Source organism: Leucobacter luti (assembly GCF_004217175.1).
GTDB classification, from domain to species: domain Bacteria; phylum Actinomycetota; class Actinomycetes; order Actinomycetales; family Microbacteriaceae; genus Leucobacter; species Leucobacter luti.
Genome location: NZ_SHKI01000004.1, coordinates 257,542 through 271,782, shown reverse-complemented (window position 1 = coordinate 271,782; position 14,241 = coordinate 257,542). Strand labels below are relative to the sequence as shown.

Genomic DNA, 14,241 nt, shown 5'->3' with positions numbered 1-14,241 from the left:
ACCCGCGTGATCCCCGCCAGGCAGCCGCGGCCACCCGCCGGGCGCGAGGCCGCCGACGCGGTGCTAGCCGTAGCGCTCGGCGTAGCGCTGCTGCGCCGCGGGGTGCAGGGCGATCGGGGCGGTCCCGATGAGCGTGGGCGGTGAGAGGAAGTGGACGCCGTAGGAGGGCGAGGTGATGAGCTCCTCCGCGTCGTCGATGAGCGTGTCGACGAGGGCCCGCGCGTGTGGATCCTGGAAGTCGGGGCGCACGAGCAGCAGGTTCGCCACGCCGATCGCTGGCAGCGGCGCGGCCGAGCCGTAGGCGGCCGAAGGGACATCCGCCGCCTGATAGATCGCCCCGTAGTCGCGCGTGAGCTGGGGGAGCGCCAGTTGGAGATCGAGCAGGGTGACGGCGCCCGCGGCGGTGAGCGGTTCGAGCTCGGGTACCGGGATCCCGCCCGACCAGATGACCGCGTCCACGCTGCCATCGGCGAGCCGCGCGACGGCGTCCGCCAGGCGTAGCTCAAGGAGCTCGAGCGGCGCCTCAGCGGTGGCGAGGCCGAGCGCCGCGAGGGCGCGTCGGGCGGAGAACGCCGTGCCGGATCCGGGCGCACCGATGGAGACGCGCCCGCCCACGAGGTCGGTCAGGCTCGTGAACCCGCGGTCGGCGCGCACGATGCACTGGAGGTAGTTCTGGTAGACGCGGCCGAGCGCGACCAGGCTCCCGTGGTGCTCGGCCGCGGTGTCGCTCAGCGACATGCCGAGATCCGCGTCTCCGCGCTGCAGCCTGGCGATGTTGCTGGCGCTGCCGTCGGTGGTCTGCACGAGGATTCGGCCGCCCCCTCGGCGAGCGAGCGCGTCGCCGAGGCGTGTGCCAAACCGCACGTAGGTACCTCCTGGCTCGCCGCAGGCCATACGCAGGGGGCTGGGGGGCTCGCGCGGCGCGCAGCCGGCGAACCCGAGCGCCCCAGCTGCCGCCCCGAGGAGGAGGCTGCGACGGGCGATACGGGGCGATGGCGCGGCCCTCGGGGTCAGAGTCATGCGGTCTCCGCACCCGACCTGAGCCGGATCCGCAGTTCGAGCCCGCCCGCTGCCGCGTGCGCGAGGGCGAGAGTGCCCCCGTTTGCGCGAGCCAGCCCGGTGAGGATCGCGAGTCCGAGCCCCGTGCCCGACTGCGGTGCGGCGGTGCGGTCACTCCCGTTGCCGCGCCAGAACCGCGACTGCGCGTGCGCGAGATCCGCGTCGTTGAGCCCTGGGCCGTCGTCGCTGATGGTGAGGTCTACCCACTCACCGGCGGCCTGTAGTGCGACGCGGACGTGCGCGCCCTCTCCGGCGTACTTTCGAGCGTTGTCGAGGCCCAGCTCGACCATCTCTTCGAGGTCTGACAGCGCGCACTCGACTGTGACGGGGCCGCCGCTCGCGGTGAGCGTCTGCCCGCACGCGGTATGCAACGGCACATGCGGCATCACGAGGCCCTCGGCTGACGGGATCACCCGCACCTTCGGAACGGCGGTCTCGGTGCCGGTCGCCGCGCTGATCACGCGGTGCTCCACGCCAGCGAGCGTGAGCATCCGGTCGACGATGTGCTCGAGCCGCTCCGTGTCCTCGTCGATGCGGTGCAGGTCGTCGTCGGTGTGCGTGCCGAGGCTGAGCGCGTCCAGGCGCAAGCGGATTGCGGCGAGGGGGTTGCGGAGCTGGTGCGACGCGTCGGCGACGAAGCTGCGCTGCTGCGCCAGCGCGCGCTCAACCCCGGCGGCCATCTGATCGAACGAGTCCGCGAGCGAGCGGAGTTCGGGTGGACCGCTGTGCGCGAAACGCGCCACGTCGTGCCGCGGCGGGAACGCACGGGACGCCTCGTCAAGAGCGCGGACCGGGCGGAGCACCGAGTTGGTCCACCGCAGCGCGATGAGCGCGAGGCCGGTGAGCAGCGCGGCTGCGGCGGCGCTGCTCACGCCCCAGGCCACCGCCACGTCCCGCTGCGCGCGGTCGAGCCGTGCCTCAAGGACCACGGTGCCGACGCTCTGGTCGATCCCGCCCAGCACTGGCTCTGCGACGAGCGCGTGCGCGGGCCCCCAGGGGGTGATCGTCGTGATGTTCCAGCGCGGCAGTGTATCGGCGGAGGCACCCACGACCGCGAGGACGTCGGCGCGATCCGGTTGCAGGACGCCGGTGGTCGCGATCGTGGTGCCGTCGGCGTCGACCACGAGCGACGGCTCGCCGTAGACCTCTGCGTGCCGATCGAGCTGCTGCTGCAGAAACTCGAACGAACCGTCCTCGATCGCCGCGCGCGCGGCGCGCGCCAGGTGCTCGGTGGCGCCCTGGCGAGCGAGTACGAGGCCCCGCGTGCGCGACTCGGCGAAGGCGTTTGCGGTGGGGATGAGCACCGCGAGCACGGCGACGAGGCTGAACAGGAGGAGGGGAAGGAGCACAGATTTGCGCACTCAGGCCTCCAACCGGTAGCCGTAGCCGCGCATCGTGGTGATCGTCGCGAGTCCCGCGAGCTTCTGGCGCAGCGCGACCAGGTGCACGTCGAACGCGCGAGATTTGGTGGCGAACGCGTCGCCCCAAATGGTGTCGAGGATCTGCTCCCGACTCACCGCCGCGCCGAGGTGCTGCGCGAGGAACGCGAGCAGATCGAATTCGGTCTTCGTGAGTGCTATTTCAGAGTCGCCGGAGAGCACGCGCCGCGCCGCGAGTTCGATCCGGAGCGACCCGGCGAGCACCCGTTCACTCCGCTCGTTCGCCGCGAGCGTGCGGCGCGCCACCACGTCGATGCGCGCGATCAGCTCACGCAGCCGCACGGGCTTGATCAGGTAGTCGTCGGCCCCGAGCCGCAGGCTCAGCACCGTCGAGCGCTCGTCACCGCGGGCGGTTACCACGATGATGGGAGTGTCGCCGAGCTGCCGCATCCGCCGGATCACTTCGAAGCCGTCGCCGTCTTCGAGGCCCAGGTCGAGTAGCACCGCGTCGGCCTCCGCGTGCCGCAGCAGCGCGTCTGAACCCCTGGTGACGTGCGTCACAGTGTGGCCGTTGCGCGTCAGCTGGGTGGTGAGCACCTCGGCGAGCGAGCGGTCATCCTCAACGATGAGCAAGTCCATTCACTCAGCGTAGGGACAAGTTCGCTCGCGCGGGGGTGGGGTCGCGAACTTGAGTGCGCGTGATCGTTAAGGGAGTGTAAGGATTCGATCCGGGCGGGTCGCGGGCGCTGCGAAGCGGGTTAGCGTGCCCGGTATGAACTCCAATGATGTAGTGAATTCAGGCGACGGCCGCGCATCTGACGGACACAGTGGTCCGGAGGACGCGACCGGCGCGCCCCCCGCAACAGCGACGGCGCTCCGGGACACGCCACCGACCACGAACGTGGCACTCCCGGAAGACCTCATCAACGAGTACGACGAGGAGATGCCGTCGCGGTCGCTCCCGCAAAAGTTCGAACGTGTGGTGGTCGCGTACACGTTCCTCGTCGCCGCCTTCGTGCTCTACCAGGTCTTCTTCCCGCTGCGGCAGGGGAACCAGTTCTCGCTCATCGCGTTTCTCTCGGCGACGCTGCCGCTCACATTCCTGCTCTACCGCGGGCGGGCCAGACGACACGTTGACCCGACGAAGCCAGATGTGCCCAACTGGTTCGACATCACGCTCACGGTCATCGCCGCCCTCGTGAGTACGTATCCGATCCTGCCGCTTGTGATCGGCGACGGCGGCGGTGGCTTCGACGCGTTCCTCAACCGCCAGGGCACACTCGCCACCGCAGACATCATCGCGGGCTCGCTGCTCACGATCCTCGTACTCGAGGCGACGCGGCGCACCACGGGTGTGGTGCTCCCGATCTTCTGCGTCGTGTTCTTCCTCTTCGCCTACTACGGAGGCTACCTGCCGATCAGTTGGGCGATCAGCCACGGCGGGGTGAACTTCAACCAGATCATCAACGGCTTCTACAACGACCAGTCGGGCTTCTTCGGCACCCCGCTCAACGTTGCGGCGACCTACATCGTGCTCTTCATCTTCTACGGGCAGGTGCTCGCGGCGACGGGCGCCGGCCGGTTCTTCGTGAGCTTCTCGTTTTCCCTGTTCTCGAAGTCGCGCTCAGCGGCCGGCCGCACGGTCGTGACGAGCGGCTTCCTGCTCGGCACGGTCTCCGGATCCGGTACCGCCACCGCCGTGACGCTCGGCTCCCTCGCGTGGCCGATCCTGAAGAAAGCGGGGTATCCGCGCGAAAACGCCGGCGGGATGCTCGCCGCCGCGGGCATCGGAGCGATCCTGTCGCCGCCGACGCTCGGCGCCGCGGCGTTCATCATCGCCGAGTACCTGGGGGTTGCATACCTCGAGGTCATGGTGTGGGCGATCGTGCCCACGATCCTCTACTACGCGGGGATCTTCGTGGCGGTCGAGATCGACGCCCGCCGCTTCTCCACCCGCCCGATCGAACCGTCGAAGGTGCGGGCGTGGGATCTGTTCAAGCGCTTCGGGTATCACTTCCTCTCGCTCGCGATCATCGTGGTGTTCCTCGCGATCGGCCTGCCGCCGTTCCGCTCGATCGTGTACGCGACCGCCGTCGCTGCACTATTCGGGCTCATCGAGCGAATGGTCTCGCGACGCGATCCGCTCGACGAGGAGGCCGAGAAGCAGCCGTTCGGGACCGCCATGCTTGAGTACGCAAAGGCGCTCTACGGGGCGCTCGCGAACGGGATCCGCTCATCGATCCCGGTGGTCGCCGTGTGCGCCGCGGCGGGGATCATCACGAGCGTCATTGTGAAGACCGGGGTGGGGCTCACCTTCGCCCAGATGCTCGTGGCCGCGGCCGAGTCAATCAGCGACAACCCGCAGGTGATCCTCATCGTCACCGCCCTGCTCGCCGCGATCGCAATCACGATGCTCGGCCTGGCGGTCCCCGTCACCGCGTCGTTCATCATCTCCTGGGTGATCATCGGCCCCGCGCTCATCTCGCTCGGCGTCGAGCGCCCCGAAGTGGCGATGTTCATCTTCTACTACGCGGTGCTCTCCGAGGTCTCGCCGCCCACCGCGCTCGCGGCGGTCGCGGCGGCGGCGCTCACCGGCGGCGCCACCATGAAGACCATGTGGCAGGCGATGAAGTACGCGCTCCCGGCCTTCCTCGCTCCGCTCGCGTTCGTGCTCACCCCGGCCGGCGGCAGCCTGCTGCTGAACGGCGAGTGGGTCACCTCGATCTGGGCCACCCTGGTCTCGCTCTTCGCAGTGGCGGCGCTCGCCGCAGCCACGGGCGGCTGGGCGTTCGGGCGTGCGCGCTGGCCAGAGCGGCTGCTCTTCATTGTTGGCGCCGTGTTCTGCCTCTATCTGGAGCCCGTGTCGATCGGATTCGGGATCACGATCGTCGCGGTCGCCGCGGTCGTCAACTACATCCGAGTGAAGCGGAACCCCGAGGACGCGCTCGGCAGCCCCGCCCCGGCAGCTGCGCGCTAGCGCCCGGCGGCCGGGCAAAGACCGCTGCGCCTCGGCCCGGAACCGCCTCGGCCCGCCGACCGGTGCGCACCAGACCACCCCGACGATTCGCAGGAACACTACCAAAGGAGCAGCACTATGCACACCACCACACTCACTCCGCGCCGACGCCGCGCGGCGCTCGCCGTCGCGTCGCTCGCAATCGCCGCACTCGCGCTTACCGCGTGCGGCGGGCAAGTACAGCGCGGCGGCGACACCGACAGTGCCGCCGGGACACCCGCGGCCGGCAGCTGCGAGGCACCCGAGCAGAAGCTCGCCGTGGCGACCGGCAACTCGACGGGCGTGTACTACGTGCTCGGGGGAGCCATCACCAACCTGCTGAGCGCGGAGACGCCGCTGCGCGCTACGGCGGCGGAGACGGGCGCGTCGGTCCAGAACGTGGAGCAACTCGTCAACGGCGACTACGACGTCGCGTTCTCGCTCGCCGACACCGCCGCCGACGCGGTGGCGGGGCGCGGCGTGTTCGACGGGGAGCAGCCGATCGAGGCGCTCGGGGTGATCCACTCGAACTACACGCAGGTGATCGTGCGCAAGGGCGCGAACATCTCTTCGCTCGAGGACATGCGCGGCAAGACCGTGTCGACCGGGTCCCCGAAATCTGGGACCGAGGTGATCGCGCTGCGGCTGCTCGAATCCGCCGGGCTCGACTCGAAGACCGACGTAAGCGCGCAGCGCCTCGATCTCTCGACGAGCGTCGACGGGCTCGTCAACGGTACGCTCGACGCGATCTTCTGGTCGGGCGGGCTGCCCACCCCGAACATTACCGAGCTCTTCACTACCAACGCCGACACCGTCGAGTTCATCGACATCACCCCCGTGCTCGACACGATGCAGAAGATGAACCCCGTGTACACCCGGGGCGAGATCCCTGCGGACACCTACGGCCTCGACGACGACGTGCCGACGATTGTGGTCGCCAACATGTTGCTCGTGCGCGACGACTTCAACGACGAGACGGCCTGCGCGATCGTGCGCACGGTGTGGAGCAACGAGGAAGCGCTCGCCGAGGTCCATTCCGCGGCAGAGGAGCTCGATCCTGAAACTGCGCTCGAGACCGATCCGGTGCCCCTGAACGCCGGCGCGAAGCGCGCGCTGGAAGAACTCGTGGCAGGCTAGGAGCCGGCCCGCGGCGGGTGTCCCGCCGCGGGCCAAGTCTGCGCCGCCGAGCGGCGCGCCTCGGCGGCGTCCGCGGCAAGGAGCTGTTCAAGTTCGGCGGTCAGCTCAGCGAAGCGCGCGTTGCTCGCTGACACCTCTGTGTGGAGCGCGGCGTGGCCGGCCGCCGTGGGGTGCTCCTCCTGCTCAAGGGCGGCGTCGCGAATCCGGTCGAGGGCCAGGGCGATCCCCGCGACGTGGCGGAGAGCGGTTTCGTTGTCGCCGCTCGAAGAGAGGAACTCGACCCACCGGCTGAGCGACTCAGTGAGCCTACTGCGCTCAGTGACGACGAGCTCGCGCAGTTCGCGCAGCTCCGCGGGTGTGGCCTCGGGCCCCGGGACTGGGAGCGCGCGGGCGATGACTCTGCCGCGCGCGATCTCGCTGCGGTCCTCGTCGGCGAGCCCGTGCAAAAACTCAGTGAGCGCGAGCCGCGTGACGGGCGCCCAGCGCCGCTCGGTCGCCCGCGCGACCGCCCGGTCCACCACGAGCACCGTGAGTAAGAACGTGACCAGGCCGGCGGCGAGCCCCGAGAGGATCACGACCTGCTGCCAGATCCCAGTGGCGATGTCGATCCAGATGATCACCGCGATGACCACGAACGCGCCGATGATTCCCGCGGTTCGCAGGATTCGCTGTCGACGCTCGGTGTGACGACTCACGCTGCCGCTCCTTCGCTCGCGGGGCGTTGCACGCTGCGGCCCCGTTCTCGCAACTGTATCCCGGTCCGGGGCAGGCTCGGCCCGGCGCTGCGCACCCTGGACGACGGGGCTTTGCCCGAGGTAGTGTGTCGCGAACAGGAGAAATGCAACGTATGTCGCTGAGCGGGAATACCCCTGGGGGGTATAGGGTTATGGGTGTGGAAGCTCCGCGTGTGTGGGGCGGAGAGGATGTTCCGATGGATCGCTCACAGGCGCACGACGCGCACGCGGGGCACGACGCGCACTTGGCGCACGCTGATCGCGACGCGCACGCTGATCACACCGCGCTCGCGGACCCCGCCGGATACGCGGGGCACGATGCCCACCAGGATCACGACGATCACGGTGATCATGCGGGCCACGACGCCCACCAGGGGCACGGCGGCCACGACGGGCACGGCGATCACGCCGGCGGACACGAGGGGCACGTCGCGCAGTACCGGCGACTGTTCTGGATCATGCTGGTGCTCGCCATCCCCACCGCGGCGCTGTCGGGAATGTTCGCGATGATCCTGGGCTACACGCTGCCCGACATCCCCGGCCTGCCCTGGGTTTCCCTGGTGCTCGGCACGGTCATGTACGTGTGGGGCGGTCGCCCATTCCTGGTCGGCGCGGTGCAGGAGATCCGGGCGCGCAAGCCCGGCATGATGCTGCTCATTGGGCTCGCGATCACCGTCGCGTTCCTTGCCTCGTGGGGGTCGAGCCTCGGGATTCTCGATCATCAGCTCGACTTCTGGTGGGAGCTGGCGCTCCTGATCGTGATTATGCTGCTCGGCCACTGGGTCGAGATGCGCTCACTCGCGCAGACCACCTCCGCGCTCGACTCGCTCGCCGCGCTGCTCCCCGACACCGCGGAGCGGGTTGAGGGCGACCAGATCGTCACGGTCGCCCCGGCTGAGCTGCGCGTCGGCGACGTGGTCGTGGTGCGTCCGGGCGGCAGCGTGCCCGCGGACGGCACGGTCGTCGACGGCCGCGTTGCGATGGATGAGTCGATGGTCACGGGCGAGTCGCGCACCGTGACGCGCGAGATCGGCGATCGCGTCACCGCGGGCACCGTCGCAACCGACTCCGGGTTGCGCATCGAGGTGACCGCGACCGGTGACAACACGGCGCTCGCCGGCATCCAGCGGCTCGTGACCGATGCCCAAAACTCGTCCTCCCGCGCCCAGCGGCTTGCCGACACGGCGGCCGGGTGGCTGTTCTGGTTCGCGCTTGGTGCCGCGATCATCACCGCAATCGCCTGGAGCATCGCCGGTCTTCCGGACGACGCCGTGGTGCGCACCATCACCGTGCTCGTGATCGCGTGCCCCCACGCGCTGGGTCTTGCGATCCCGCTCGTCGTATCAATCGCCACCGAGCGCGCGGCGCGCGGCGGCGTGCTCGTGAAGGATCGGCTGGCGCTCGAGAGCATGCGCAGTGTCGACGCGGTGCTGTTCGACAAGACCGGCACGCTCACGAAGGGCGAGCCGACCGTGTCTGACTTCGTGACCGTCGGGGACTGGACTGAGGCGGACGTGCTGGCGCTCGCCGCGGCCGCCGAGCACGCGAGTGAGCACCCGCTCGCGAAGGCGATCGTGCGCGCCGCGTCCGACCGTGACCTCGCGCTGCGGCCCGCGAGCGACTTTGCTTCGTCGCCCGCGGTCGGCGTGACCGCGACGGTCGACGGCGCGGTGATTCGTGTGGGTGGCCCCTACCTGCTTGAGGAGGAGGGTGCCACCGAGCTGCCGGCCGCCGACGCGTGGCGGGAGCGCGGTGCGATCATCCTGCACGTACTCCGCGACGGCGCCGTGATTGGCGCGCTCGCGCTGAGCGACGAGATCCGGCCCGAGTCTCGCGACGCCGTTGCCGCGCTGCACAAGCTCGGGGTCGAGGTGGTCATGATCACCGGCGACGCGCCCGCGGTTGCGCACTCCGTGGCCGCCGAACTCGGCATCGACCGTGTCTTCGCCGGCGTGCGACCGGAGGACAAGGCCGCGAAGGTGCAGGAGCTGCAACGCGAGGGGCACCGCGTCGCGATGGTCGGCGACGGGGTGAACGACGCGCCCGCGCTCGCCCAGGCCGATGTGGGGCTCGCGATCGGGGCCGGCACGGACGTGGCCATCGCCTCGGCCGGGGTGATTCTCGCGAGCGACGACCCGCGCTCGGTGATCTCGGTGATCCAGCTCTCGCACGCGGCATACCGCAAGATGCGGCAGAACCTGTGGTGGGCGGCCGGGTACAACCTGATCTCCGTGCCGCTCGCGGCCGGCGTGCTCGCCCCGATCGGCTTCGTGCTGCCGATGTCGGTGGGGGCGGTGCTGATGTCGCTGTCGACCGTGGTGGTGGCGCTCAACGCGCAGCTGCTGCGGCGGCTCGACCTCCGGCCCGACGTGGTTACCCGGGAGATCCTCGGCGCACCGAGGGCGTAGCGATGAGGCGGGGCGGGGCCTGGCGCAGCTTGCCCACAGGCGGCACTGGCACGATACCGGGTATGGGTATCTCTCGTGCGCGCCTGCGCCCCGCCATCCTCGCCCCCGCACTCGCCGCAGTGCTCATCCTTGCCGGGTGTGCCACGGCCTCCCCGGTCGCGGAGGAGGCTCCGCGCGCTGCCGGGAGCGTCACTGAGACGCACGAGATCCTCGCTGGACTCGGGCTCGATGCGAGCGACCCGGTCGCGCTCGCCGAGGGGCTCGACGCCCTCCCCGTGGCGGAGCGCCCGGCGGAGCTCACCGCCTCAATCATGCCGAGCGAGGTGCGGGTGCAGCCGGACCAGCCGGGTGAGCTTGTCGTGCCGATCGCGGCGGATCAGTTCTACCTCTCTGTCGCCCCGTACCGCACCGAGACGCACCCGTGCACGTTCCACGTGCCAACCTCCTGCCTCGGGGAGCTGCGCGACGTTGCCGCGCAGCTGCTCGTGACCGACGCCGCCACGGGTGACGTGGTGGTGGATCGCGCGGTCCACACCGCCGACAACGGCTTCGTTGGGGTCTGGCTGCCCCGCGGTGGCGAGTTTACGGTCACCATGACCGTCGACGGCGACGCTGGCACGCAGACCGTGCGCACTGGAGCCGACGACCCGACCTGCCTCACGACGCTGCAGTTGCGCGCGGCCGCGGCCTAGCGTGGCGCGGGGAGTGGCCCCTTCGCCGCACGGTCCTTCGTCGCACGCGCCGGGGTTAGTTTGGGGCAGAGGTCGGGTGGGGATCAATGCTGCATAGTGAGCGAAAGGTCATGAAACTCGCAGAAATCAACGGATTCCGTTGTGCTAAGCTTCAACCACTGTCGTAATCGCGTGCTTCGAGGCGGGTTCACACGAGCTCCTCCGCGACCGGCAGTCAGTTGTTGGAGTGATACCCGTGACCACCATTGGCCACACCCTTCCCGCCACCCCAGAGCTCCGGTTCTTCCAGGCTCGCCCCGTGCTTCGCCGCGTGACGTTTGTCGCGGGCTACGAGGGGCTCAGCGTGCTCTTCACGGTGTTCGTGCTGAGCGCGCTCCTCGGCCACAGCGGCGGCGAATCGACGCTCACCGCGATCCTGGTGTCCACCACCGCGACCGCGTGGAACTACGTCTGGAACACCATCTTCGAGGCACTTGAGCGCCGCAGTGGTGCCACCGGCCGCGGAGCGCGTGCGCGCGCGCTCCACGCGATCGGGTACGAGGGCGGCGTGCTGCTGTTCACGATCCCGCTCGTCGCGCTCATGCTGCACGTGAGCCTGCTCGAAGCGCTGGTCATCGAGTCGGGCCTGCTGGTCTTCTTCCTCGTGTTCACGCTCGGCTACACCTGGGCGTTTGACCGCGTCTTCGGGCTCCCGGCCTCCGCGCGCGCGGCGGCGCACTAACACCAACGCGCGTGCCCGGGGCGGCGGCCTCAGTGGCCCCGCCCCGGGCACGCGCGTGTGGTGACCGCGCGAGCTATGCGCCCATGAGTTCCGCGAAGGTCTCACGGATTCCGGTCTCGTTCCACGACCAGACGTCTTCGCCGCGGAGCACTGCGTCGGCGCCGCCGTCGCAGTAGATGGTCTGGCCGCAGCAGTGCGTGTTCTGCTCCGAGGTGAGCCAGATCAGCAGGTTCGCGATGCTCTCCGGGCCCTGGTGCGAGTTCAGCGGCATCGGCACTGCGGTATCGACGAGCTTGCGGCCCTCCTCGCTGGCGAGCAGATCCTTCGTCATCGGGGTCACGACGGTGCCCGGTCCCACGGCGTTCACGGGAATGCCGGCGCCAGCCCAGCGCGCGCTCGGGGCCTCACGGCGTACCCAGCGCGAGATCGCCTGCTTCGACGACGAGTAGATGAGGTTCGCGGTCTGCGGATCGGCCGCGAGCTGCTCGGCGAGTGCCGTCGCGGCGGCCTCGTCGTCACTGAGCAGTGCGTCGACGAGCGGCGGCGCGGTCGGCTGCAGCGACGCGACCGAGGAGATCAGTGCGACGCGGGGGGCCGCGGCGCGAGCCAGCGCCGGCTGCATCGCGTCGAGGAACTCGGTCATGCCGAAGTAGTTCACCGAGGCGGTGATCGGCTTGGGGATCGAGAGCCCGGCGCAGGCGATGACCGCGTCGACGGTGCCGCCGGCGAGCTCGGTTGCTGCGGCTGCGGCCGCGAGACGGCCCTCGCGTGACGAGAGGTCTCCTGAGACCTCGACGCCCTTCAGGTCGACGCCGATGACCGTGTTGCCGGCATCGCGGAGGATCTGCGTGGTGGTCTTGCCGATGCCGGAAGCGGCGCCGGTGACGACGTAGGTGCGTGACATTGTGGGTGGTCCTTTCACTGGGGAGGGGTACTGATGAGGCTGGTAATGAGGCGGGGGAGCAGCTGGTTGAGTGCGCGCCGGTCGGCCGGATCCCACGCCGCGGTCGCGGTGTCGATCATGCTGATCCCGGCCCCAAAGAGTTCGGCGAAGCGGCTCTCGCCGAGGGGGGTGAGCGACACGCTCACTGAGCGGCGATCGCGGGTGCTGGGCGCCCGCTGCATGAGTCCCGCGTCTGAGAGCCGGCCGAGAATCTTCGAGGTTGAGGGGCGGCTGAGGCGGAGTTCCGCGGCGACCTGGCTCGGCGTGGCGGTACCGCCCTCGCGCCCGAGCACGTAGAGCGCGCGCACCGCGGATGGGTCGAGTCGCACGTGGCTCGCGGCCGCGATGCTCTGCTGATAGTCAATCGTTGACCAGAGTGAGACGAGGCGAGTGAGTGCGATGAGGGTCGCCGCGGTGTCGTGGCCGTCGTCCCGGGTGCCGGATTCGACCCCCGCTGGTACCCCGTCTGCATCGTCCATACCTGCACCATACGCCTCATTGGTTGCCCGAGGCAACTACTTGGGTGCTCTTTCTCTCAGACTTGAACCGGCATATGGTGGAGAACATGGCACGCATCATTCTCTTTGGCGGCCACGGCCGCGTCGCACTCCTCACCGAACCGCTCCTCACCGCGCGTGGTGACCAGGTCACCGCAGTGATCCGCAACCCGGACCACGCGGCCGAGGTGGCCGAGACCGGGGCCGCCCCGCACGTCGCCGACGTGGAGCAGCTCGACGCGCACGAGCTCGCCGAGCTCATCGTGGGGCACGACGCGGTGGTGTGGTCGGCCGGCGCCGGCGGAGGCGACCCGGCACGCACCACGGCGGTGGACCAGGACGCCGCGATCCGCACCATGACCGCCGCGGCACTCGCCGGGGTGCCCCGCTTCGTGATGGTGTCCTACTTCGGGGCCGGGCCGGATCACGGCGTTGATCCGGCGAACTCGTTCTTCACCTACGCGGAGGCGAAGGCCGCCGCCGACGAGCACCTGCGCGGCACCGGACTCGACTGGACGGTGCTCGGGCCGGGCGCCCTCACCGCCGAGCCCGGGACGGGCAAGATCGACACGGCCGCGGCGGAGTCCGCCGAGGTGTCGCGCGCAAACGTCGCCGCAGTGATCGCGGCCACGCTCGCCGACCCGGGAACCGTGCACCGCACGATCCGCTTCATCGACGGGGATACCCCGATCGAGGCGGCGCTCTCCGAGGCGGGGGCGTGACCCAGCTCGACGACGCCGAGGACCCGCACCCGCGCAGCGCGATCGTCACCGGCGCCGCGCGCGGGCTCGGCCGGGCGATCGCCCGCGAGCTCGCGGGGCGCGGCGAGCGGGTGGCGCTCTGCGACGTCGACGCGGACGGGGCGCTCGAGACCGAGGAGCTGATCCGCAACGCCGGGGGCGAGGCGGCGGTCTTCGGGTGCGATGTGAGTGATGAGGCCAGCGTGCAGGCGGTCGTCGCCGGGGTGGCCGAGCGGCTCGGGCCGCCACTGATCCTCGTCAACAACGCCGGAGTGCTCCGCGACGATCTGCTCTTCAAGATGTCGGTGGAGAGCTGGGACACCATCATGAGTGTGCACCTGCGCGGGGCATTCCTCATGAGTCGCGCAGTGCAGTCGTTCATGGTGGCCGAGCGGTGGGGGCGGATCGTGAACCTCTCGAGCACGTCGGCCCTCGGCAACGCCGGCCAGGCGAACTACTCCACCGCGAAGGCCGGCGTGCAGGGCTTTACGAAGACGCTCGCACTCGAACTCGGCAGGTTCGGCGTCACCGCCAACGCGGTCGCCCCGGGGTTCACCGTGACCGACATGACCCGCTCGGTGGCGGATCGGCTCGGGATTGGCTTTGACGAGCTCGTCGAGCGCGAGGCGGCGGCGACCGCCGTGCGCCGCGTGGGGAGCCCGGAGGACATCGCCAACGCGGTCGCGTTCTTCGCGAGCCCGCGCAGTGGATTCGTCTCCGGCCAGGTGCTCTACGTGGCCGGCGGCCCGCGCGGCTAGTTCGCGGGCGCGCGGGCGCGCGGGTGCTTGTGCGCGTGCGCCTGCGTGTGCTCCCGTGCGCCCGCGCCCGTGCCCGCGCGCACCCGTGCCCGCGCGCACCCGTGCCCGCGCCCGTGCCCGCGCCCGTGCCAATCCTGCCCCGAGTGGAGCGAAAAGCCCCCTTCGCTACTCGTGAAGG

The 14,241-nt window shown here is 70.1% G+C and carries 13 protein-coding genes; 7 read left to right on the top strand and 6 right to left on the bottom strand.

Features of this window, described 5'->3' with window-relative positions:
- Positions 1 to 63: 63 nt before the first annotated feature.
- The 3 genes from EV139_RS07655 to EV139_RS07645 are packed head-to-tail and all read right to left on the bottom strand — an operon-like array spanning position 64 to position 3,077.
- Positions 64 to 1,020, bottom strand: coding sequence for a TAXI family TRAP transporter solute-binding subunit (locus EV139_RS07655; RefSeq protein WP_130453735.1), 957 nt, complete (start codon positions 1,018 to 1,020; stop codon positions 64 to 66).
- Positions 1,017 to 2,420: a sensor histidine kinase gene (locus EV139_RS07650; protein ID WP_130453734.1), complete on the bottom strand. Its 1,404-nt coding sequence runs from the start codon at positions 2,418 to 2,420 to the stop codon at positions 1,017 to 1,019. The genes EV139_RS07655 and EV139_RS07650 overlap by 4 nt, the downstream gene beginning before the upstream one ends.
- Complete coding sequence (locus EV139_RS07645; RefSeq protein ID WP_130453733.1) at positions 2,421 to 3,077, bottom strand: response regulator transcription factor; 657 nt, start codon at positions 3,075 to 3,077, stop codon at positions 2,421 to 2,423. It lies immediately after the preceding gene.
- A gap of 151 nt (positions 3,078 to 3,228) precedes the next feature.
- Here EV139_RS07645 and EV139_RS07640 point away from each other — a divergent pair, with 151 nt between their 5' ends.
- Together EV139_RS07640 and EV139_RS07635 are read left to right on the top strand one after the other, a co-directional pair.
- Complete coding sequence (locus EV139_RS07640) at positions 3,229 to 5,415, top strand: TRAP transporter permease (protein WP_241988992.1); 2,187 nt, start codon at positions 3,229 to 3,231, stop codon at positions 5,413 to 5,415.
- 117 nt (positions 5,416 to 5,532) lie between these two features.
- Positions 5,533 to 6,570 (top strand): TAXI family TRAP transporter solute-binding subunit, encoded by a 1,038-nt coding sequence (locus EV139_RS07635; protein WP_130453731.1) that lies wholly within the window; start codon positions 5,533 to 5,535, stop codon positions 6,568 to 6,570.
- On the opposite strand, the gene EV139_RS07630 is transcribed toward EV139_RS07635, so the two are convergent.
- Positions 6,567 to 7,265 (bottom strand): hypothetical protein, encoded by a 699-nt coding sequence (locus tag EV139_RS07630; RefSeq protein WP_130453730.1) that lies wholly within the window; start codon positions 7,263 to 7,265, stop codon positions 6,567 to 6,569. The genes EV139_RS07635 and EV139_RS07630 overlap by 4 nt on opposite strands.
- A gap of 236 nt (positions 7,266 to 7,501) precedes the next feature.
- On the opposite strand from EV139_RS07630, the gene EV139_RS07625 reads away from it, so the two are divergent.
- The 3 genes from EV139_RS07625 to EV139_RS07615 all read left to right on the top strand — a co-directional run bounded on the left by EV139_RS07625 (position 7,502) and on the right by EV139_RS07615 (position 11,125).
- On the top strand, positions 7,502 to 9,712 hold the full coding sequence (locus tag EV139_RS07625) for a heavy metal translocating P-type ATPase (RefSeq protein ID WP_130453729.1): 2,211 nt from the start codon (positions 7,502 to 7,504) through the stop codon (positions 9,710 to 9,712).
- Between the two features lie 62 nt (positions 9,713 to 9,774).
- Positions 9,775 to 10,404, top strand: coding sequence for a CueP family metal-binding protein (locus EV139_RS07620; RefSeq protein ID WP_130453728.1), 630 nt, complete (start codon positions 9,775 to 9,777; stop codon positions 10,402 to 10,404).
- Positions 10,405 to 10,639: 235 nt separating this feature from the next.
- Positions 10,640 to 11,125 carry a PACE efflux transporter gene (locus EV139_RS07615; protein WP_241988991.1) on the top strand — a complete coding sequence of 162 codons (486 nt, stop codon included), beginning with the start codon at positions 10,640 to 10,642 and terminating at the stop codon, positions 11,123 to 11,125.
- Between the two features lie 73 nt (positions 11,126 to 11,198).
- Here EV139_RS07615 and EV139_RS07610 read toward each other — a convergent pair whose 3' ends face one another.
- Positions 11,199 to 12,029, bottom strand: coding sequence for an SDR family oxidoreductase (locus EV139_RS07610; protein ID WP_130453727.1), 831 nt, complete (start codon positions 12,027 to 12,029; stop codon positions 11,199 to 11,201).
- A 14-nt stretch (positions 12,030 to 12,043) separates the two neighbouring features.
- The gene (locus EV139_RS07605; protein ID WP_130453726.1) at positions 12,044 to 12,547 is read right to left on the bottom strand and encodes a MarR family winged helix-turn-helix transcriptional regulator; all 504 of its coding nucleotides are present in this window, start codon (positions 12,545 to 12,547) and stop codon (positions 12,044 to 12,046) included.
- 86 nt (positions 12,548 to 12,633) lie between these two features.
- Between EV139_RS07605 and EV139_RS07600 the strand changes: the two genes are divergently transcribed.
- Positions 12,634 to 13,287, top strand: a complete 654-nt coding sequence (locus tag EV139_RS07600; RefSeq protein ID WP_130453725.1) for an SDR family oxidoreductase — start codon at positions 12,634 to 12,636, stop codon at positions 13,285 to 13,287.
- Entirely contained in the window at positions 13,284 to 14,063 is a 780-nt protein-coding gene (locus EV139_RS07595) for an SDR family oxidoreductase (protein ID WP_130453724.1), read from the top strand. Before EV139_RS07600 ends, EV139_RS07595 begins: the two co-directional genes overlap by 4 nt.
- The last annotated feature ends 178 nt before the right edge of the window (positions 14,064 to 14,241 follow it).

Bases quoted from the DNA above. Each gene is read 5' to 3' on its own strand.
- EV139_RS07625 (WP_130453729.1), top strand. From the start codon at position 7,502: ATGGATCGCTCACAGGCGCACGACGCGCACGCGGGGCACGACGCGCAC.
- EV139_RS07600 (WP_130453725.1), top strand. From the start codon at position 12,634: ATGGCACGCATCATTCTCTTTGGCGGCCACGGCCGCGTCGCACTCCTC.
- EV139_RS07655 (WP_130453735.1), bottom strand. From the start codon at position 1,020: ATGACTCTGACCCCGAGGGCCGCGCCATCGCCCCGTATCGCCCGTCGC.
- EV139_RS07610 (WP_130453727.1), bottom strand. From the start codon at position 12,029: ATGTCACGCACCTACGTCGTCACCGGCGCCGCTTCCGGCATCGGCAAG.
- EV139_RS07605 (WP_130453726.1), bottom strand. From the start codon at position 12,547: ATGGACGATGCAGACGGGGTACCAGCGGGGGTCGAATCCGGCACCCGG.
- EV139_RS07620 (WP_130453728.1), top strand. From the start codon at position 9,775: ATGGGTATCTCTCGTGCGCGCCTGCGCCCCGCCATCCTCGCCCCCGCA.
- EV139_RS07635 (WP_130453731.1), top strand. From the start codon at position 5,533: ATGCACACCACCACACTCACTCCGCGCCGACGCCGCGCGGCGCTCGCC.
- EV139_RS07645 (WP_130453733.1), bottom strand. From the start codon at position 3,077: ATGGACTTGCTCATCGTTGAGGATGACCGCTCGCTCGCCGAGGTGCTC.